The 21449-nt window shown below is 39.1% G+C and carries 20 protein-coding genes and 1 riboswitch; of the genes, 10 read left to right on the plus strand and 10 right to left on the minus strand.

What is annotated here, in order from left to right; all coding sequences use genetic code 11:
• Positions 1-401 precede the first annotated feature (401 nt).
• Together uvrB and PMI_RS02995 are read left to right on the plus strand one after the other, a co-directional pair.
• Positions 402-2411: an excinuclease ABC subunit UvrB gene (gene uvrB, locus PMI_RS02990; protein WP_004247566.1), complete on the plus strand. Its 2010-nt coding sequence runs from the start codon at positions 402-404 to the stop codon at positions 2409-2411.
• Positions 2412-2594: 183 nt separating this feature from the next.
• Positions 2595-3560, plus strand: a complete 966-nt coding sequence (locus tag PMI_RS02995; protein WP_017628465.1) for a DUF1266 domain-containing protein — start codon at positions 2595-2597, stop codon at positions 3558-3560.
• A 117-nt stretch (positions 3561-3677) separates the two neighbouring features.
• Here PMI_RS02995 and PMI_RS03000 read toward each other — a convergent pair whose 3' ends face one another.
• Positions 3678-4613, minus strand: coding sequence for a gluconeogenesis factor YvcK family protein (locus tag PMI_RS03000; protein WP_004244471.1), 936 nt, complete (start codon positions 4611-4613; stop codon positions 3678-3680).
• A 290-nt stretch (positions 4614-4903) separates the two neighbouring features.
• Positions 4904-5053: riboswitch (molybdenum cofactor riboswitch) on the plus strand.
• On the opposite strand from PMI_RS03000, the gene moaA reads away from it, so the two are divergent.
• The 5 genes from moaA (at position 5043) to PMI_RS03025 (ending at position 8154) form a co-directional block, all read left to right on the plus strand.
• Entirely contained in the window at positions 5043-6023 is a 981-nt protein-coding gene (gene moaA / locus PMI_RS03005; RefSeq protein ID WP_004244473.1) for a GTP 3',8-cyclase MoaA, read from the plus strand. Its footprint overlaps the riboswitch before it by 11 nt.
• Before the next feature lie 41 nt (positions 6024-6064).
• Positions 6065-6544 carry a cyclic pyranopterin monophosphate synthase MoaC gene (gene moaC / locus PMI_RS03010; protein WP_004247569.1) on the plus strand — a complete coding sequence of 160 codons (480 nt, stop codon included), beginning with the start codon at positions 6065-6067 and terminating at the stop codon, positions 6542-6544.
• Positions 6541-6786, plus strand: a complete 246-nt coding sequence (gene moaD / locus PMI_RS03015; protein WP_004244475.1) for a molybdopterin synthase sulfur carrier subunit — start codon at positions 6541-6543, stop codon at positions 6784-6786. Before moaC ends, moaD begins: the two co-directional genes overlap by 4 nt.
• 1 nt (position 6787) lies before the next feature.
• Positions 6788-7249, plus strand: a complete 462-nt coding sequence (moaE, locus tag PMI_RS03020) for a molybdopterin synthase catalytic subunit MoaE (protein ID WP_004244476.1) — start codon at positions 6788-6790, stop codon at positions 7247-7249.
• A gap of 194 nt (positions 7250-7443) precedes the next feature.
• Positions 7444-8154 carry a Bax inhibitor-1/YccA family protein gene (locus tag PMI_RS03025; RefSeq protein ID WP_004244477.1) on the plus strand — a complete coding sequence of 237 codons (711 nt, stop codon included), beginning with the start codon at positions 7444-7446 and terminating at the stop codon, positions 8152-8154.
• Between the two features lie 142 nt (positions 8155-8296).
• On the opposite strand, the gene PMI_RS03030 is transcribed toward PMI_RS03025, so the two are convergent.
• From PMI_RS03030 to PMI_RS03050, 5 genes are read right to left on the minus strand one after another with little or no spacing between them, the layout of a single operon-like run.
• Complete coding sequence (locus PMI_RS03030; RefSeq protein WP_012367678.1) at positions 8297-9406, minus strand: ABC transporter permease; 1110 nt, start codon at positions 9404-9406, stop codon at positions 8297-8299.
• Between the two features lie 15 nt (positions 9407-9421).
• The gene (locus PMI_RS03035) at positions 9422-10573 is read right to left on the minus strand and encodes an ABC transporter permease (protein ID WP_004244479.1); all 1152 of its coding nucleotides are present in this window, start codon (positions 10571-10573) and stop codon (positions 9422-9424) included.
• Positions 10566-12335, minus strand: coding sequence for an ATP-binding cassette domain-containing protein (locus PMI_RS03040; protein WP_004244480.1), 1770 nt, complete (start codon positions 12333-12335; stop codon positions 10566-10568). The genes PMI_RS03035 and PMI_RS03040 overlap by 8 nt, the downstream gene beginning before the upstream one ends.
• 20 nt (positions 12336-12355) lie before the next feature.
• Complete coding sequence (hlyD, locus tag PMI_RS03045; RefSeq protein ID WP_012367679.1) at positions 12356-13342, minus strand: secretion protein HlyD; 987 nt, start codon at positions 13340-13342, stop codon at positions 12356-12358.
• 17 nt (positions 13343-13359) lie between these two features.
• Entirely contained in the window at positions 13360-14058 is a 699-nt protein-coding gene (locus tag PMI_RS03050; RefSeq protein ID WP_004244482.1) for a transcriptional regulator, read from the minus strand.
• A gap of 310 nt (positions 14059-14368) precedes the next feature.
• On the opposite strand from PMI_RS03050, the gene rhlE reads away from it, so the two are divergent.
• From rhlE to PMI_RS03065, 3 genes are all read left to right on the plus strand, one after another.
• Positions 14369-15766, plus strand: coding sequence for an ATP-dependent RNA helicase RhlE (rhlE, locus tag PMI_RS03055; protein WP_012367680.1), 1398 nt, complete (start codon positions 14369-14371; stop codon positions 15764-15766).
• 9 nt (positions 15767-15775) lie between these two features.
• Positions 15776-16708: a tRNA dihydrouridine(16) synthase DusC gene (dusC, locus tag PMI_RS03060; RefSeq protein WP_004247575.1), complete on the plus strand. Its 933-nt coding sequence runs from the start codon at positions 15776-15778 to the stop codon at positions 16706-16708.
• 205 nt (positions 16709-16913) lie between these two features.
• Entirely contained in the window at positions 16914-17162 is a 249-nt protein-coding gene (locus tag PMI_RS03065; protein WP_004244486.1) for a GlsB/YeaQ/YmgE family stress response membrane protein, read from the plus strand.
• Positions 17163-17245: 83 nt separating this feature from the next.
• On the opposite strand, the gene sseA is transcribed toward PMI_RS03065, so the two are convergent.
• From sseA to metC, 4 genes are all read right to left on the minus strand, one after another.
• Complete coding sequence (gene sseA / locus PMI_RS03070) at positions 17246-18091, minus strand: 3-mercaptopyruvate sulfurtransferase (protein WP_012367681.1); 846 nt, start codon at positions 18089-18091, stop codon at positions 17246-17248.
• A gap of 12 nt (positions 18092-18103) precedes the next feature.
• Positions 18104-18289: a hypothetical protein gene (locus PMI_RS03075; RefSeq protein WP_012367682.1), complete on the minus strand. Its 186-nt coding sequence runs from the start codon at positions 18287-18289 to the stop codon at positions 18104-18106.
• 285 nt (positions 18290-18574) lie between these two features.
• A complete protein-coding gene (dcuC, locus tag PMI_RS03080) occupies positions 18575-19942 on the minus strand; it encodes a C4-dicarboxylate transporter DcuC (RefSeq protein ID WP_004252125.1) in 1368 nt (455 codons plus the stop codon).
• Between the two features lie 35 nt (positions 19943-19977).
• Complete coding sequence (gene metC / locus PMI_RS03085) at positions 19978-21153, minus strand: cystathionine beta-lyase (RefSeq protein ID WP_004244491.1); 1176 nt, start codon at positions 21151-21153, stop codon at positions 19978-19980.
• Between the last annotated feature and the right edge of the window lie 296 nt (positions 21154-21449).

Genomic DNA, 21449 nt, shown 5'->3' on the forward strand with positions numbered 1-21449 from the left:
CTAAATATTAGGGTTATTTTTAATAAGAAAAAAAGCTGTAACCTACCGTGGTATAAGCACTTTGTTCAGTTATCCACTATTCCTGTGGATAACCTTGTGTATTACCATAATAAAAATACGCCAAATATAGAGAATACAAGGCATTGCTAAAGATTGGTGTTATTCTCAACTTTTATTTTTTATTGTTTATTATTAATAAGTTAAATAAAATCAATAGTGCGAAAGCGTCAACTCACTCTCAGTGATTTATCCCTAAAATAAGGGGTTGATTTTTTAAAAAACTTTTTGATTAAAATCTGGGGATAACTTAAATCCGTTATTCAGATTATTTTTTGTAAGATAGAGATTGAAGCTGGATTTTTATCCAGTATCATAAGGAGTGTCTGCGAGGAGATAAGAATATGAGCAAAGTTTTTAAACTGCATTCAGAATTTAAACCCGGTGGTGATCAACCTACTGCTATCGCTTCATTATGTGAAGGGTTAGAAGATGGACTTGCTCACCAAACCTTATTAGGGGTAACCGGATCAGGTAAAACCTTCACTATTGCCAATGTGATAGCTAACCTAAATCGTCCTACTATGGTATTAGCGCCAAACAAAACGCTAGCTGCACAGCTTTATAGTGAAATGAAAGAGTTTTTCCCTGAAAATGCGGTGGAATACTTTGTCTCTTATTATGACTACTATCAACCTGAAGCCTATGTGCCAAGCTCCGATACCTTTATTGAAAAAGACGCCTCTGTTAACGAACATATTGAACAAATGCGTCTATCGGCTACAAAGGCTCTCTTAGAGCGTAAAGACGTTATTGTGGTCTCTTCAGTTTCAGCTATTTATGGTTTGGGTGATCCTGATAGCTATTTAAAAATGATGCTACATTTAAGCAATGGCATGATTATTGACCAACGTGCGATTTTACGCCGACTTGCTGATTTGCAATATACCCGCAATGATCAGGCTTTTCAGCGCGGTACTTTCCGAGTCCGTGGTGAAGTGATCGATATCTTTCCTGCTGAATCTGATGACTACGCTTTACGTGTTGAATTATTTGATGAAGAGGTTGAGCGTTTATCGCTATTTGATCCTCTCACAGGGCAAATTCATTACAATGTGCCACGTTTCACCGTCTATCCTAAAACCCACTATGTTACGCCGCGCGAGCGTATTCTGGATGCGATGGAAAAAATCAAACAGGAGCTAGCTGAAAGACGTAAGGTGCTATTAGCCAATGACAAATTGGTTGAAGAGCAGCGAGTTACCCAGCGTACTCAATTTGATTTAGAAATGATGAATGAATTGGGGTATTGCTCAGGTATTGAAAACTACTCCCGCTATCTTTCTGGCCGTGGGCCTGGTGAGCCACCACCAACGCTATTTGATTATTTGCCTGCTGATGGGTTATTAGTGATTGACGAATCACACGTCACTATTCCGCAAATTGGCGGCATGTATAAAGGCGACCGCTCACGTAAAGAGACGTTAGTGGAATATGGCTTCCGGTTGCCTTCTGCGTTGGATAACCGACCATTGCGTTTTGAAGAGTTTGAAGCATTAGCACCACAAACCATTTATGTCTCAGCAACACCGGGCAAATATGAGCTAGAAAAATCAGGTAATGACATTGTAGAACAGGTGGTTAGACCTACAGGCTTACTTGATCCGGTGGTTGAAGTTCGCCCTGTTGCCACACAGGTTGATGATTTATTATCAGAAATACGTATACGAGCAGCTAAAAATGAACGTGTATTAGTGACAACATTAACAAAACGTATGGCGGAAGATCTGACCGAATATCTTGAAGAGCATGGTGAACGGGTACGTTATTTGCACTCAGATATTGATACCGTCGAGCGGGTTGAAATTATCCGAGATTTACGTCTAGGTGAATTTGATGTGCTGGTGGGGATAAACTTACTTCGTGAAGGGTTAGATATGCCCGAAGTCTCTCTTGTGGCGATTTTAGATGCAGATAAAGAGGGATTCTTACGTTCAGAACGTTCGCTTATTCAGACGATTGGTCGTGCTGCTCGTAACCTTGAAGGTAAAGCTATTTTATATGGCGATAAAATAACAGATTCTATGGCGAAAGCCATTGGTGAGACAGAACGTCGTCGGGAAAAACAGCAACAATTTAACCTTGAACATGGCATTGTGCCAAAAGGCTTGAATAAGAAAATTGGTGATATTCTTAAGATTGGTCAACCGACTCAAGGCCGTAATAAGAAAGGACATAAAGCGGTTGATACTCATGAAGATTATCCATTACTTTCTACGGCTGAATTAGAAAAAGAAATTCAGCGCTTAGAAACGGAAATGTATCAACATGCTAAAGATCTTGAATTTGAAAAAGCGGCTCAAACACGGGATAAATTACAAACTTTGCGTGCGCAATTTATTGCTAATTCTTAATAAGAACATTTAAGTAGATTAGCTTACAGGGGGCGTTATAACGTTTATAACGCTCTTTTTTGTTATTTCTTTATCACTTTTTATTTATTTTGTTATTCCCTTCCTGGCAATCAACTGTTTAAATATTACAACTAACAAACAGTCAATGATTTACAAAGATAAAAAAGACATTAAGGATAGTGAATGAGTGGTTATGTGTATGCAGGGTTTCCAAGCTCTGTAGGAGTCATTATTGGTGTTTTTTTCCTCGTGGTACTTTTTAAGTGGTTACGCAACTTTGCCGTGCAAGACAATAAATTATCAACCTCTGCAATGCCAGCAACAACTGATCCAGAGTCTGCGTTATCTACTCCAACAACGGAAGGTTCAGTAAATCAGCTATTACCTAATGAATGGGGATTATATGTTGCAGCCCCTTATGCTGTCATGAATGAATGGGCATATAACGAATATAATCAAGGTAAAGATGATGGTGGGCTATCAGCGGCTTGGGGAGTTAATGATCGGTGGGATTTAATCTACCAATTATTTTGGTTGCTGACTCAAGGTCATACCAATGACTTTTACCAGTTACGTGACCAGATTTTGAATGGCAAAGAAGAAGATATTCAATCATTAAAAAACGATATTTTATTATCTGATTTAACTGAAAATGATAAAAATGAACGTTTATGGCAAATCGATATGATGAACACCAATCGAATGAATATCCAAAATGTAAAATATCTTATTTGGGATCTTTGTCGTTTTAACAAGCTTTGCTTAGAAGGCTGCCAACAAGGTTATATTACCCAGCAAGAAGCACAAACATGGTCATTAATGAGTGCATCAATGCTACGTCGTATTTATGATGGTTGGGAAGATATGTGGCAAAACTTTATTGCTACTCGTTGGTTATGGGCAAGTGGTGATCAAAATTGGGCATCATCACATCAAACATTTTCCGATGTCGTACAAAATATACTCAAAGCAGAAAATACCTTAGCGACAGAAGAAAACTGGGTAATGGAGCTACCCCCATTAGATTTAATGTCTTTTACACGAGCCGTAGCTGGATTAGGTTTTATGAAAAATGATGTGCCTATGACACTGGCTGAAATAGAAGAAATGATCAGCGAACGCATTACTTTAAAAACACTTAATAGCTAATTGTCTATTTGTAAAACAAAATTACACAGTTAAAGTAAGAAAATAATCTAATAAAGACTAATTAACCGCACTGAGATAGATAATGATTTTAGTGCGGTTTTTTGATTGGTATAACGATTAACTCGCTGTACAAGCGGTATTACGTTGACCTAATTGCTGAAGTGTTAATTCAATAGCTTTACTTAATAGGTGCCTATCATGACGGTAAGGAATATCTTTCGCCTCTAATTGCGCTTGAACAATTAATCGTCCTTTCATTGATTCATATTGTGTTTCTGGACTAATAATCACAGCATCAATAGTTTGTAAGCCAATATAGGTTTCCATCATGGCGATTTTATCTGACATCGTCATACTTGCAGCCGCAGGGCTAAGCTCTTTACCTAAATTACCAATATAAATAGTAGTGGCACTGCTACGACGTAATGCTTTAGCTAAATCAGGTAGCAACAATAAAGGCATCAAACTGGTAAAAAAACTGCCCGGGCCAATTAAAATTAAATCAGCTTGCTCAATGGCTTCAATGGCTTCTCGTGTGGTGGTGACGTCTGGATAGAGTTTTAATTGACGAGGCATCCTCGGTAAATTATCTACATTGACCTCGCCATAGATTTCATTTCCTTCATCATCAATGGCCATTAAATCAACCGCTTGTTCTGACATAGGAATAAGATGAGCATTGACTCTAAGTAGACCGCGGATAAGATTAATTGCTTCTAATGGGCGAACGCTTAAGTTATCTAAGGCCTTTAGCATAAGATTACCTAAGTTGTGTCCAGCAAGCTCTCCCGTGCCTGAGAAACGGTATTCAAACATCGCAGAAGCAACGGAAGGCTCTGTGATTAATTGATTAATACAATTGCGCATATCTCCCCACGCGATACCGCCTTCGTCTTTACGAATACGTCCCGTGGAGCCACCATTATCTGTTGTCGTGACAATCCCCGTAAGGCGAGTTCCTAAATAGGAGAGTGCTGAAAGCACACGTCCAAGGCCATGACCTCCACCAAGGGCTACAACACGATCTAAATCACTTAGCGTGCGATTTCGCATAATTGTCTTACTCACTTTTAAAAATTTGCCGCTAATTTATCACAATTATAATTTAAGCCTATGATCACGGCGTGATTTCATCACATTCTTAATCTTGAATGAGTATCGATTGCTGGTTATTTAGACAAATAAAAGGGAAGAGTAAGGGGGAGTGTAAATAGAATAAAAATAAAAAAAGTGTTGTAAGTCGTTGTATTATAAATTATATAACGAAAACAATATTCGCTTTTTATTAAATAAACAGGTAAAATCCACACATAAAATATTGGTATAAGAACCTGTTAAAAACAGGTAAAGATTAACTCCTAGCCTTAACATCTAAGTCAACAAGCTTTATCCAAAGGATATGATGTTCTGGCCGTGACTAACTAAGTCACCAGGGTGCACGGTAGAAATGCCCGCATCTCCCGAATTTGGAAAGGTGTTATTATGCAACAACTTGTTGATGCGTTTTCCCGCAAATTTTTCTATTTACGTCTATCAATCACAGACGTGTGTAATTTCCGTTGCACTTACTGCTTACCTAATGGCTACAAGCCAAATGGTCATAAGTCCTTTCTATCACTGGATGAAATCCGCCGACTGACTCACTCTTTTGCTGAATTAGGCACAGAAAAAATCCGTTTAACGGGTGGTGAGCCTACGATGCGTCGAGATTTTACCGATATTATCGCGACTATTAATGAAAACCCTGCCATTAAAAAGATTGCTGTGACAACGAACGGCTATCGTTTAGCCCGTGATGTTGCACAATGGCGTGATGCGGGGCTAAGTGCGATAAATGTCAGTGTTGATAGCTTAGATCCCCGCCAATTTCATGCCATTACCGGGCAAGATAAATTCCATCAAGTGATGGAAGGAATAGACGCTGCTTTTACGGCAGGTTATGACAAAGTGAAAGTCAATGTTGTGCTAATGCGCAACGTAAATGATAAAAACTTGCCTGATTTTCTCCATTGGATCAAAGACAGACCGATACAACTACGCTTTATTGAACTAATGGAAACTGGTGATGGTAGTGATGTTTTTAATCGCTTTCATTTATCTGGTGAAGTGATCCGCCAACGTTTACTTAACGAAGGTTGGCTACAAATTCCTCGCGCCCGTAGTGATGGGCCAGCTCAAGTCTTTACTCATCCTGATTATCAAGGTGAAATTGGTCTTATCATGCCTTATGAAAAAGACTTTTGTGTCACCTGTAACCGTTTACGTGTTTCTGCGATTGGTAATCTTCATCTTTGCTTATTTGGCGAAAATGGTATTCCTTTACGCGATTTATTGGCTGATGATGCACAACAACAAGCCCTACAACAGCGTATTCAGGGTGGACTTCTTCATAAAAGAGAAACACATTTTCTTCATCAGGGCGATAGTGGTATTACCCCTAATCTTTCTGTGATTGGTGGATAAGTTTTTTCGCTCTGTTATTTAGTTAATTTCAGGAGTTGTGCATGTCTCAACTAACTCATATTAATGCTGCCGGTGAAGCGCATATGGTGGATGTTAGCGCCAAAGCTGAAACCGTACGTGAAGCGCGAGCAGAAGCCTTTGTTGAAATGTCAGCAGAAACCTTAGCAATGATAACCGAAGGTCGACACCATAAGGGAGATGTCTTTGCTACCGCACGTATTGCGGGTATTCAAGCAGCCAAAAGAACATGGGAATTAATTCCTTTATGTCACCCATTGCTGTTAACCAAAGTTGAAGTCCATTTAGAAGCCCTTACAGACTCAAATCGTGTGCGTATTGAATCAGTGTGTCGCTTAACGGGTAAAACGGGTGTTGAAATGGAAGCACTCACTGCCGCATCAGTAGCCGCATTGACTATCTATGATATGTGCAAAGCAGTACAAAAAGATATGGTCATAGGATCTGTGCGTTTATTAGAAAAAACCGGTGGTAAATCGGGACACTTTAAGGTGGATGCATGATTAAGGTTCTTTTTTTCGCCCAAGTGCGTGAATTAGTGGGTGTTGATTCACTGGAATTACAAAATGATTATCCAACAGTGGATGATTTACGCCGTGCTTTAATTAACAAAGGCGATCGTTGGGCATTAGCGCTTGAAGATGGCAAATTGTTATCCGCAGTAAATCAATCCTTTGTTCAAGGCACTTATGCCATTAAAGACGGTGATGAAGTGGCTTTTTTCCCACCTGTAACAGGGGGCTAAGATGAGTACATTGACCCGTATATCAGTCCAAAACGAACATTTTAATGTTGGTGATGAATATCAATGGTTGTCAGAGTGTGAAAGTGATGGTGCGGTCGTCACTTTTACAGGAAAAGTGCGTAATCATAATTTAGGTGATGAAGTTAATACGCTAACTCTAGAGCATTATCCTGGTATGACAGAAAAGGCGTTAAATGACATTGTTGAGCAAGCACGCGCGCGTTGGCCTTTACAAAGAGTCAGCGTCATCCACCGTGTTGGCCAATTAAATATTGGTGAAGAGATCGTGTTTGTTGGTGTGACCAGCGCACATCGCCATAGTGCTTTTGAATCCGCAGAATTTATTATGGATTTTTTAAAAACGCGCGCGCCTTTTTGGAAAAAAGAGGGGCTATCAGCTAACCAAGATAGATGGGTTGATGCTCGCCAAAGTGACTATGATTCAGCTAAGCGTTGGGAATAATTCATCAAGTGAAATCAAAGACAACATCACTTTACTTAAATTTATTTTACGGTGACATTCTATACAGTTTATTTCGTGGAAATGTAACATTAGTGTGATAAAATTAATCACTAATGAGTCCATAATGGGCTCTTTACTGAAATAAACGTTATCGTTAAATTCAACGTTATCACTATGATTAAAGGGTAATCATCATGGATCGATTTTCACGTTCAAATGATTCAATCGTACAGCGCACTGGTACAGGTCTACAAACCTTTATGGCGCAAGTGTATGGCTGGATGACTGTAGGTCTGTTACTTACTGCATTTGTTGCTCTGTATGTTGCATCCAGCGCGACTTTAATTGAGATGATCTTCACTAATAAGATCTTTTTCTTTGGTTTGATTATCGCTCAATTAGCATTAGTTTTTATATTATCCGGTATGGTACATAAAATGAGTGGTGCGCTTGCCACAACCCTCTTTATGCTCTATTCCGCATTAACAGGTGTCACTATTTCGAGTGTGTTAATTGTTTATACTTACTCCTCTGTTGCTAGCACTTTCTTTATCTGTGCGGCAATGTTTGGTGCATTAAGTGTTTATGGTTACACCACTAAACGTAGTTTAACTGGGATGGGTAGCTTCCTGTTTATGGGGCTTATCGGTATTATCATTGCTTCTATTGTTAATATCTTTATGCAAAGCAGCATGATGAGCATGGTTATCTCTTACGCAGGTGTACTGATTTTCGCTGGTTTAACCGCATATGACACACAAAAATTAAAGGATATGGGTAGCGAAATTAATCAAGAAGATAAAGAAAATATGCGCCGTTACTCAATTATGGGTGCATTAACGCTTTATTTAGATTTTATCAACCTGTTCTTAATGTTACTGCGTATTTTAGGCGATCGTCGTTAATCATAAACTGCGTCGTTTAATAACCGCATAGTTAAATCCCATAACCTCTTCAGTTATGGGATTTTTTGTATTTATAAAATACGGGCAGCAAGTCGTTATTTATAGCGTGAGATGTTTATTCTTATCTATCAAGGTACAGATTTTATACTATCTTCCTGCAGAAAAGATAATAGGCAATAGAGCCTGTCCCAATAGCAATAACAATCAGTGCCCATAAACTATGCCATATTACGGTAATATCGGCATTTTTGAGGTAGATTTGTTTGGTAATATCAGTGAAATGACGGATTGGGTTTATCCATGTGGCTTGCTGTAACCAAACTGGCATATTTTCCACTGGAGAAATATAGCCTGATAATAATACTGCGGGCATCATAAATACGAACACACCAATAAATGCTTGTTGTTGTGTTGAACTTAACGCGGAAATCAAAAGCCCAAAACCTACCAGCGATAAACCGTAAATAAGCATGGTAAAGTAAAATAATAGCAGTGAGCCTGAAAAAGGTATTTGATAGCCGAAAATACCGATAATTAATACAATGGTTCCCTGTACTGCCGCAACAACCATGGCAGGAACCGCTTTTCCTACAAAGATTTGCCAAGTTGATAACGGTGAAACTAATAGCTGATCTAATGTCCCTTGCTCTCGCTCTCTAGCAACAGACAGTGATGTTACTATCATTACTCCGATGGTGATAATTAAGGCCACTAAAGAAGGCACAATAAACCATTTATAGTTTAAATTGGGGTTATACCAATTACGTACTACTAATTCGCTTTTATTCAGTAAAGATGGGGTATCGCCGGCTAATTCTGTTTGATAATTTTGCACAATTTGTTGTACATAATTTGCCGCAATTTGTGCACTATTAGAATTACGTCCATCAAGAATTAATTGTAATTTTACCGGAGTATGACTGGCTAAATTAGCACTAAAATTTTGTGGAAAACGCACCAATAGCAAGGCTTTACGATTATTAATCGTCTCTTTAATTTCATGTTCACTTTTTAATAATAGGGTTTCAGAAAAAGCACTGGCTTTGGCTATGCGTTGGGTTAATTCAATAGATTGTTTACCATTGTCTTCATCAAAAATAGCAACAGAGGCATTGGTAACATCAAGGGTGGCAGCAAAAGGGAATAAGATCATCTGAAAGATAACCGGTAATATTAAGATAATCCGTGTTTGCGGCTCTTGTAATAATGACTGTAGCTCTTTCATTATCAGGGTGAGAAGACGATGAAACATAAAAACTCTCCCTTATTAATCTAAGCGACGACGTGTTGCTAACGCCGTTAAGCCAATAAAAAAGATGGCTGAAACAATTAATAGCCACATATCTAGCATTAAGATCATCGGAATATCTCCCGCTAAGAAGAGTGTCTGTAAGCTACTAACAAAATAACGTGCGGGAATAAAATAGGTCACTACTTGAATAAAAAATGGCATGCTATCAATTTCAAACACAAAGCCTGATAACATCACCGCAGGTAAAAAAGCCGCATTAAGTGAGATCATTGCCGCGTTAAATTGATTGCGAGTTAGGGTGGAGATCAATAGCCCCATACCTAGTGCAGTGGCTAAAAATAGTGAAGTAATACCCGCTAAAATCCATAATGAGCCACGGTAAGGCACGCCTAATATATAGACAGTGACCAACATACATAGCACCATAACAAAACTGCCTAATACTTGATAAGGAATAAGCTTGGAAAGCAGTAATTCTGTGCGTGTAATTTGGGTTGAGAGTAAGGCTTCCATGGTGCCACGCTCCCATTCTCGAGCGATAACCAAAGAGGTTAGAATAGCCCCAACCACGGTGATGATAATAGTGACGGCACCGGGAATAATATAGTGTTGGCTGATGGCGGCAGGGTTAAACCAATACCTTGGCTCAATTTCAATTAATGGTTGCTGCTGAATGCCTTGACTTAAAGCTTGTTGCTGTAACCAGATTTGCCAAACCCCTTTGGTATAGGCTTGTACAAAGTTTGCGGTATTTGGCTCACTACCATCGGTGATCACTTGAATGGGAGCTTTGCTATCTTGTCGGGCTAATAATTGCGCAAAGTCGACAGGAATAACCACAATGCCACGAATTTCTCCGGCTTGCATTTTATCGATAAGCAATTGGCGATTATCGCTGATGGTGGCGTTAATATAGGGAGAGTTGGTAAAAGTATACACTAACTCTTGTGCCGGTTGGCTTTGTTGGTTAGTTAATATACCAATATTTAATTTGCTTGAATCTAAGTTGATACCGTAACCGAAAATAAACAGTAAGGTGAGGGGGATAACAATAGCAATAAGCGCGCTACTGGGATCACGGGTGATTTGTTTAGTCTCTTTTAAACAAAGAGCATATAAACGTCGCCAAGAAAAATGTGCAGGTGATGATTGAGACGAATTACTCATGTTTTTCGCTCCCTTGGTGATTTTCTTGTTCAAGTTTTTTATCGTAATCCAGTACTAAGCCAATAAAAGCATCTTCCATAGAGGGGGTCGGATTTTCTTCTGTTGCTACCATCTGTTTTAATGAATCCGGCTCGCCTGCTGCAATAATTTTTCCGCGATAAACCAAACCGATACGATCACAATATTCAGCTTCATCCATAAAGTGAGTCGTTACCATCACTGTTACACCTTTATCCACCATTCCATTGATATGAAGCCAGAATTCACGGCGTGTTAAAGGATCAACCCCTGAGGTAGGTTCATCAAGAAAAAGAATATCTGGCTCATGCATCAAGGAGCATGCAAGGGCAAGACGCTGTTTATAGCCAAGAGGTAAGGTATCGGTGATTTGGTTAATCATTGGCTGTAAGCCAAATGCGGTTATCATATCATTGATTTTATTGCGCTGTTGCTTACCATATAATCCATAAACCCCAGAAAAAAATTTCAGGTTTTGCCCCACTTTTAAGTTGCTATATAGCGAGAATTTTTGTGCCATATAACCTAAATGTTGGCGAGCTTTACCTGAGCTGACTTTCAGATCCATACCTAACACTAATGCTTTACCACTCGTTGGTACTAATAGCCCGCACATCATCTTAAAGGTTGTCGATTTTCCCGCACCGTTAGGGCCTAATAACCCGAAAATCTCCCCACGTTTAACTTGGAAATCAACATGATCAGTGGCGGCAAATTGACCGAACATTTTCGTTAATTGTTGAGCTTCAATAACGGTTTCATCGGGTGCTGGGGGGATTTGTGGCATGATCTCCGCCAGTTCAGATTTATGAGAAGGGCCACCACCTAATAAATCAATAAAGGCATCTTCAAAGCGCGGTGTCGCCGGGATAAGTTTTGCATCTGGTTTTCCTAAGGCGTTTAACAATGCTGTTTGGTCACTGTGTTTTTTTAAGATCAATCGTACAGATTGCCCTTGGATCACGCCATCGGTCACTTGAGGTTGTATAATGGCTTGTTGCAATACTTTTCGACGCTGATGACCTTCAACATTGAGTAAAAAAGAGCGTCCCGCCATTTTAGCCGTTAAGGTCTGAGGTACACCGCTATAAAGTAATTCACCTTTATTCAGTAGCAGAATATTTTTACATTGTTCTGCTTCATCAAGATAAGAGGTACTCCATAAGATAAGCATGCCATCACCGGCTAAGGTATGAACCATTTGCCAAAGCTCTCGACGGGCAATGGGATCAACACCAACCCCCGGCTCATCTAATAACAGGACTTTGGGACTACCTAATAGAGTACAAGCTAACCCTAATTTTTGTTTCATCCCACCAGAAAGATTACCCGCTAGACGAGAGGTAAAACGTGTTAAGTCAGTAAAAGAGAGTAGCTGTTGATAAACTCTTTTTCTCTCTTCACCGATAACATTTTTTAAATCTGCATAAAGGTTGAGATTCTCTAGCACAGTGAGATCTTCATATAAGCCAAATTTTTGTGGCATATAACCGAGGATAGCCCTAACATCAACACTCTGTTTTTGCGGATCCATTCCTAAAATTTTGATCTCACCAGCATCAGGTTTTAGTAATCCTGCTAGCATGCGGATTAGGGTTGTTTTTCCCGCACCATCAGGGCCGACAAGACCTGTGACTGAACCACCGGTAATGGTGGCGGTGAGTGAAGCAACCGCCGGTTTTTCAAGCCCAACAAAGCGTTTTTCAACACCGCTTAAATTGATGGTGTAATTTGTGTTATCCATATTGATTGCCTCTCCTCAACTTAATGAGTCGGTGCAAATTTCAAGGTCACTGGCATTCCTTGGCGTAATGAATCATCAGCATCGGTGACAACCACTCTTATACGATAAACTAGATCAGTGCGTAGTTCCGGTGTTTCAACGCTTTTAGGGGTAAATTCAGCGGTTGGCGAAACAAAACCTATAGTGCCATGATAAGGCTTATCTTTGCGACTATCGGTATAAAGATACACCTCGCGATTAGGTATCGCTTCACCTAAATGATTTTCACTAATATAAGCTCTAACCCACACAGGGTTAGTTAAAGAAACAGTAAAAACAGGGCTTCCTGCTGATAAAATAGTGCCAGGCTCCACAGCACGAGTCAGTATAGTTCCTTCTGCAGGTGAGGTTAATTGGGTGTCTTGAAGATTAAGCTCTGCTTGGGCAACTGCCGCTTTGGCTTGAAGTACTTGACCTCTTGCCATATCAATATCTTCTTGGCGATAACCATTTTGATATTGATTGAGTTTGTCTTGTGCTGCTTTTAATGCCGCAGCCGCTTGGTTACGATTATTGCGGGCACTGTCTAAGTCATTAGCTGAAATAACTTTGCGATTAGCAAGATCTTGTTGTCGCTTATAAAAGTTTTCAGCATATTGCCATGCGGCACGTTTTAATGACACATCTGACTGGGCTTGTGCAATTTCTTCACTGCGGTAACCAGCCTCCATTAAGGCTAATGAAGCGATGGCACTATCACGTTCACCATAAGCTTTATTTAATGCATTAATGTAAGGTGCATCATCGAGTTGGCCTAATAATTGACCCTTGGTGACCGGCGCACCTTCATCAACTTGTAGTTCCGCTAACTTGCCTGCAACACGAAAACTTAAGTTAACCGTCCGAATATCAACATTTCCATAGAGTACTAACTCAGGATCTTTGTTCTCTTCATAATAATAGATACCTGCGATAATACCGATAATAATCATTAAGATAATAAAGACACTGATTTTTTTCGTTTTCATAATAACTCTATTTATATTTATGCATGGTTGTTATGAGTATAGATCTCTCTTAGTCCATCAAGTAGTAAAGTAATATGTACTTTTAAGGTATTAGAAATAATTTCATATTCCTGTTTACCAATTCTATCCCATCCAGTTTGGCGTAAAATGGTTTCTCGTACTAATCGAAATGATAGCACCTCTCCCAAAATAGCGTGAGTATGTAGCATGGTTTTTGGTAAAGTTGGATCTAAGCCAATATAAAGTGCTAATAAACGATTTACACGAGTTAATAGCGGAGATAACGCTTGCTGGTGGATAAGGGAATAGGCTTCTGTGGGAACAAGTTGTTCTCTTGCCATAATGCGACTGATATGTACATTGCTTTTATCAAGTACGAGTCGGGCATATTGCAAAAAACTGTCAATGATCAGTTTTTGTAATAGGGGTAAGTGCTCTGTTGGATTAGGTTTTTCAAGAAAATCATCAAGTTGTGCAACGGTGGGTTCAAAATCAATTCGAATTAAATCGGCAATATACTGTGCAACAGCGAGATATAACCCTTCTTTAGAGCCAAAATAGTAAGCAATAGCCGCGATATTTTGCTTCGCAGCTTGCGCAATCTGGCGAGTTGTGGCGCTATCAGGCCCATTTTTACCAAAGATTTCACAGGCAGCTTCTAATAACTGTCGTTTTGCAAGTTCCCCTCGAGTTTTCTTTTGGTGTGTGTCTGGCATAAGGATACCTTACTTAAGTAAAATGTAACAAAGAAATAACATTAAAATAGTCGTTATTGAAAGTAGTATATTCGATGATATTGAGTAACAGGATAAATTTGTAGTAAATAATGAAATAAAGATGACATGTAATAAAAAAAACATGATTTATTTAAAAATTATTTTTATATTCGCAAGATAGCAAAACTGTTAAAATGACCGCTATTAGGTTAACCTGATAAGGTTCATTCTCTTTCACCTTGCGGTGAAAGCCCGTCATTTTTAATTTCAATCACCGTGTTATGCGTTCTGGTTGTAGGAGATTTCTGTTTTGACCGATTTTACATCGCTTGGTTTAAGTGAGGCGCTTCTCCGCGCTATTGATGAACAAGGGTATAAAACCCCAACCCCTATTCAACAACAGGCGATTGAGCCGATTTTGGCGGGTAAGGACGTATTAGCAAGTGCACAAACGGGTACGGGAAAAACGGCCGCATTTACATTACCGATACTGGAAAAACTCGCTACATCAGCAGAGAAAACGAAAGGGCGTAAGCCAGTTAAAGCGCTTATTTTAACCCCTACACGTGAATTAGCTGCACAAATTGCCGATAACGTAAAAGCTTATAGTCGTTATTTACCTATTCGTTCATTGGTGGTTTTTGGTGGCGTCAGTATCAATCCTCAAATGATGAAACTACGAGGTGGCGTCGATGTTTTGATTGCAACACCAGGCCGCTTACTTGATCTTGAACATCAAAATGCTGTCGACTTATCTCGCGTTGAAGTATTGGTGTTAGATGAAGCTGATCGTATGTTAGATATGGGATTTATTCATGATATTCGTCGAGTCATCAATAAGTTACCGAAAAAACGACAAAATTTACTCTTTTCAGCGACTTTTTCAAAAGAGATAACAGGGCTTGCTAACTCACTACTCAACAATCCTATAAGTATTGCTGTTGCCCCCAAAAACTCAGCGGCTGAATCTGTTGATCAATATGTCCATTTAGTGGATAAAAAGCGTAAGACAGAGCTGTTATCACACTTAATTGGCCTAGAAAATTGGCCTCAAGTTCTTATTTTTACTCGAACTAAACATGGTGCGAATAAATTAGCTGAACATCTTAATTTAGATGGCATCAAATCAGCGGCGATCCACGGTAATAAAAGCCAAGGAGCTAGAACACGTGCTCTAGCTGATTTTAAAGACGGTAAATTAAAAGCGTTAGTTGCCACTGATATTGCAGCGCGGGGACTTGATATTGACCAACTTCCTTATGTGGTCAACTTTGAATTACCGCAGGTAGCAGAAGATTATGTTCATCGTATTGGTCGAACAGGGCGTGCGGCGGCAACAGGTAAAGCGATATCTTTAGTTTGTGTTGATGAACATGGCTTATTAGCCGATATTGAACGCTTATTAAAACGTGAAATCCCTCGTTTAGCATTAGAAGGTTACGATCCTGATCCCTCAATAAAAGCGGCGCCTTTGCATAAAAAGCCAAAGAATAAAGCACGTAATAATAAAGAAGGCGGACATGGTCGTGCTGATATTCGTGGCAAAGATAATCGCCATACACCACGTAATAAAAATAGTCGTAATCAAAAAGAGAGTGAAACGGGTGAGATAAAACAGAATAAATCTAAACCAGCTAGACGTTCACGCAAACACGATGATGATCGTGATAATCAAAATCCTTGGTCAAAAGCTAGAAAAGAATTTTGAGGCTAAACTGTGCGAGTCCTATTAGCGCCAATGGAGGGGGTGTTAGACCCCCTTGTGAGAGATCTACTGACGGCGATTAATCATTACGATCTCTGTATCACGGAATTTATTCGCGTTGTTGATTCATTATTACCGCCAAAAGCATTTTATCGTTTATGCCCTGAATTACACACCCAAAGCCGCACGCAAAGTGGCACTTTGGTGCGGGTACAATTATTAGGGCAAAATCCACAATGGTTGGCAGAAAACGCTTTTCGAGCCGTCTCTTTAGGTTCATGGGGGGTTGATCTTAATTGTGGTTGTCCTTCTAAAACCGTCAATGGTAATGGTGGTGGTGCCTCGTTATTAAAACAACCAGAAACGATTTATCAAGCAACTAAAGCGATGCGTGGTGCTGTACCTGCGGATTTACCTGTTTCTGTAAAGGTACGATTAGGGTGGGATTGTTCATCTTATTGCCATGAAATTGCCGATGCTGTAGAACAAGGTGGCGCGACAGAAATTACTATCCACGGTAGAACAAAAGAAGATGGTTATCGTGCTGATAAGATAAACTGGCAAGCGATTGGTGAAATTCGCCAAAAATTGACTATTCCCGTTATCGCTAACGGTGAGATTTGGTGTCGAGAAGATGCTATCTCTTGTTTAAAGATAACCGGCTGTGATGCGATTATGATAGGTCGCGGGGCGATGCATACGCCCAATTTAAGTAATGTGATAAAAGGTATTGAAGAAAAAATGCCTTGGTCACAAGTGATCCAATTACTTAAACGCTATATTCGTCTAGAAAAGCAAGGGGATACCACTTATTACCATGCTTCCCGTATAAAACAGTGGTTGGGATATTTAAGAAAAGAGTATCAAGATGCTGATGCACTTTTTAGTCAAATTAGAACGCTAAAAACCTCACCTGAAATAGCCAAAATAATAGAAGCGTTATAATAACCACAATAGGTTATTAATAGCCAAAACCAGCATTAATAATAAGGTGCTGGTTTTTTCTATAAAAAGGTAAAAATATCTGAATATGAAAAAAATAATTGCTGTTTAAGTACAATTATTGGAAAAAATCACTATTTCGTCTTACACTCTTAAAGTGACCATTTTTAATATACTATCTATATTATCACTACATTTAGGGGGAACTATGGGATTTCTTTCTTGGATTGTGTTCGGTCTTATTGCGGGTATCTTAGCCAAATTCTTAATGCCTGGCTCGTATGATATCGGCCTTATCTGGACCTGTATTCTAGGTATTGTGGGTGCTGTAGTTGGTGGTGTAATTAGTAATTTCTTTGGTAAAGGCAAAGTAGATGGTTTCAATTTTGGTAGTTTTGTCGTTGCCGTAATAGGGGCAATCGTTGTGCTTTATTTAGCAAAAATATTTGCCAGTTAATTGGAAATAAAGAGTCTATTAATACTATTAAACCCGCATCTGCGGGTTTACTTTTTTGTGCTAACTTCACTATCGCTTTTATTTTATTCGCATTCACAAGGTAATGCGTTTTCTGCTCCCCACTGCGCCCAAGAGCCATCATACAGTGCGATATTCTGGCAGCCCAATAGAGTTAAAGCTAAAAATAGAATAGCCGCAGTCATACCTGAGCCACAACTGACAATAATTGGCTGAGATAAATCGACTCCCGCTTGTTCAAATATGTGCTGTAATTGCGCTTTATCTTTTAATTGTCCATTAATGACTAAGCTATCCCAAGGAACATTTTTACTATTGGGAATATGGCCCCTACGTAAACCGGGACGAGGCTCTGGTGCTCTACCATAAAATCTATCCGCCGAACGAGCATCAATGATTTGATTTTGTTGCGTAGTCAGATTATCCAGTATTTGTTGTTTATCGACACGGCGTTGAGTGTTGCGTGTGACGATAAAAGGGTGAGTGGTTGGGACGTTGGGCGTTTTTCCTTGCTCAAGGGGGAACCCCGCTTCCTGCCAAGCTTGTAAACCACCGGCCAGAATACGCACCTTGTGACAACCTAAGGTAGTAAAAGTCCACCAGCCACGAGGTGCTGAAAAGAGATTACCGATATCATAGAGGATCACTGTTGTATTATTTGAAATACCTAACTGAGTTAAGGTTTCAGAAAACAGTGTGTCAGATGGCAACATATGTGGTAATGATGTTGTTTTATCGGCGATTTCATCCAGATCAAAAAAATGGGCACCAGGGATATGACGTTCAAGATAGCGCTGATGATAGTCAATATCTTGCGTAGGCATAGGCGCGCTAACATCAACTATCACCAGATCTTGATCGTCGTGATGTTCAAAAAGCCATTGTGGGGTAACAAAATAATCAAATTCCATGGTGCAACCTCTTTATTTCGTCGATGGTGAGCTATCTGGTAGAGCTGGAAATTGCTGTGCTGGTGAGCGATTAGGTTGAGTCTGCTCTGTGTCTACCGGTGTGGTTGAGCGCGTATAAATATTTAGTCCGGCAAGAAAAACGCCTCCAAGGGAGCCAAAAGCCAGTAGTGCGATAACAACAAGAAGTAATTTTTTCATAAGATTTATGTGCAGATGAATGTTACTAAAAAGTATATCTAGATATGCCATTGAAACAAGTGCTGTACCACATAAAGCAGTAAATTGGTTAGTATTAAAATAGGATATCGCTGTTCAAAAAACAAACAAATTTGGAATATAATAATACCTAGTTTTAATTATGGTGATAGTTATTGTTTAGGGTGATGGATAATAACAAAAAGCCCTTAAACTCAGGAGTCACCGAGTTTAAGGGGAAGGGAATACAACTTATTATTTTATTTGATACACAATCGGTGCTGTAAATTATGTGTATAAAAACCAGAATGTCATCGCTAAGTTAACGGTAGCGGCGATAGCCATTGGAATTGCGGTTCTTTTCACTATTTGGAAAGGTGAGACATTGGCAATTCCTGCAATAGCAACAATAGCTGCCGTAATAGGTGAAACTGTGCGACCAAAGCTGGTCATAATTTGCATAGGTAAAATTAAAGTGATGACATCGACTTTTAAGAACGCAGCAATTTTGGGTGTTAATGCGGCAAATGAAAAGAATGCAGCATTACCCGATCCCATTAAAAAGGCTGCTAATGCTAAGATGGCACTCATCACAATAATCATCGCAGCAATACCAAAGCCAGCATCTTGAGCAGAACTAATTAAGGTATCTACCGCGCCACTTTTTAGTAATCCATTAGCAAAAAATTCCCCAGATACAATCAACGATACAACTAAAACAAACTGTTTTCCCATGCCTTCAAAGAATAACATAAAACTGTTCATTACCGCTTTAGCATCGCGCAATCGCACATATTCAAAGACTAGTGCAATAACCGTACTAATAATCATTGCGGTAGTCACTTCTAATTTAATGTAATTATGAAATAACGGACTAAAACCAATAATGAGAATTAAAGGGATCACGGGTAATAAGGCATATGATAATGGCACCTGACTTCCTTCTTCTTTTACATTATCAATAGCTGTTGGGTCGAAAACAAAACCCTCACGTTTATCCCACCAACGTTGAATAAAGAAATGGGTAATAGCAACCGCAATGATAATAGGAATAGTGATAGGGAGTTGGTGTTGAACAAAATAGACTGCAGGTTCAATATCCGCTGTTTTAGCCGCCATAATAACATTTCCAGAGCCGGGTCCATGATCAATAAATTGACAACAACCGATAACAGCTAAAGCAGATAGAGGACTAATACCTGAGCGAATTAAAATAGGGTACATCGTTACCATGAGTAACATTCCTAAACCTGCATGGCTAGGAATAAAAATAACTAAAATTTGTGTGACTAAAAATGAAATAACCAGTAATAAGTAGGGGGATTTAATCGTTTTTAATGGTTTTTCAAAAATAGCAAATAAAGCTCGGCTGGCGCCCACGTGTTCCATATAACGTGAGAAACCAGCAATTGCCATTAAGGTTAAACCTAAACCCGCTAAACGCGAGCTCATAATATCGGTAAAAATTTGGAAAATATCAAAATACTTAAATTGTGTAGATTTATTTTCCGGTAATAAAGGGTTGAGATCGAGAGAAGCTGTAAGGAGCAATAACAGCATGCCTCCGAGTAATAACACAGGTTGAGGTTTATAACCTCGAGCCAGCAAATAAACTACCAACGCAGTAACTAGCGCGGCAATAATTAAACCAGTCATAATTAATTCCCCAGTGTCGTGATGCAGTATTGTTGTTATTGATTTAATGCACTAAATGCTTGGGTGAGATCTGCAATTAAGTCATCAGTAGACTCAAGACCAATATGTAAACGTACAAAAGGACCGTGGCCTTCACGCCAATCTGTTGCTGTTCTGGCACCCATAACATTGGCGGGTAATGCAAGACTTTCAAATCCTCCCCAAGATGCACCAATACCAAATAAGGTTAATGCATCAATAAATTGTTCAGATTGTTTAATGGTATATTTTTGTTTAAATTCAATGGTTAATAATCCATTACTACCTTTACAATCACGTTTCCATAAGTCATGGCGAGGATGTGTGGGTAACTCTGGAAACCAAACTTTGGCCACTTCAGGGCGTGTTTCTAACCACTGAGCGATAGCCAGTGCTGATTTACCATGATTTGTAAGACGTTGAGCAAGAGTCCTCATTCCTCTCAGGACTAAGGCGGCATCATCAGGGCTACTTGCTTGACCAAGAGCTTCTGGTAATGCCCCAATTTGTTTCCATGCGGTTTCATTTGCGATCATAATGCCCATCATGACATCTGAGTGACCGCATAAATATTTAGTTGCAGCAATTACAGAAACATCAGCACCTAATTCCAAAGGGTTATAAAGCCATGCCGAGCCCCAAGTATTATCCACCCCAACAGGAATATTTTTTTCATGAGCGATATGGCAAATTTCTGGTAGATCCAGCATTTCATAAAGTAATGAACCCGGTGATTCAACGAAAATAAGTTGAGTGTTTTCTTGAATTTTTTGCTCGAAATCTGAACCGTCAGTTTTAAAAAAGCTATAAGTGATATTATTAGGCTCTAAAAAAGCAGAGGCTATTTTACGTACGGGTTCATAGACAGAATCAGCAAATAAAACATGCCCACCACTTCGGGCGTAGCCCATAATAGTAAATGCAATTGCGGCTAGCCCTGTAGGAAAGAGCTGTGCTCGATAACCACCTTCTAATTCAGTTACTAATGCTTCAAGTGCAAACGCTGTTTCTGTACCACGAGCACCATAGCTTAATACTCGTTCAGTAATACGACGATCGCGTATTTCACGCCAGCTTTTTATTGAATCAAAAACAATAGTACTGGCTCTCATAACAGGAGGGTTAATTGGGCCAGATGTTTTAATTGCTTGACGCCCACTATGTATCAATGTTGTTTGTTTATTCTGTTTCACTATTTATATCTCCGAATATAGAAAATAAGATCTCCCAGTAATTAATTTAGAATTTAATTACTATTTTGAGCTGGAAATTTGTAGTTGCTATTATTTATAACAAAGATATTTATTTTTAAAATATCTATTTTTAAAAAATGATGATCTTGCTCTAATTTTTTATCATTAATTATTCTAATTAAATCTTAAAGATTGTTTAAGATTTAAAAGGTATAAATAATAAATTAATTTTATTTTGCAACTTATTGAATTTTAATTAATTTTCAATTGATTAGAAATTCTTTAAATTAGATTAA

The sequence above is a fragment of the Proteus mirabilis HI4320 genome (assembly GCF_000069965.1).
GTDB classification, from domain to species: Bacteria; Pseudomonadota; Gammaproteobacteria; order Enterobacterales; family Enterobacteriaceae; genus Proteus; species Proteus mirabilis.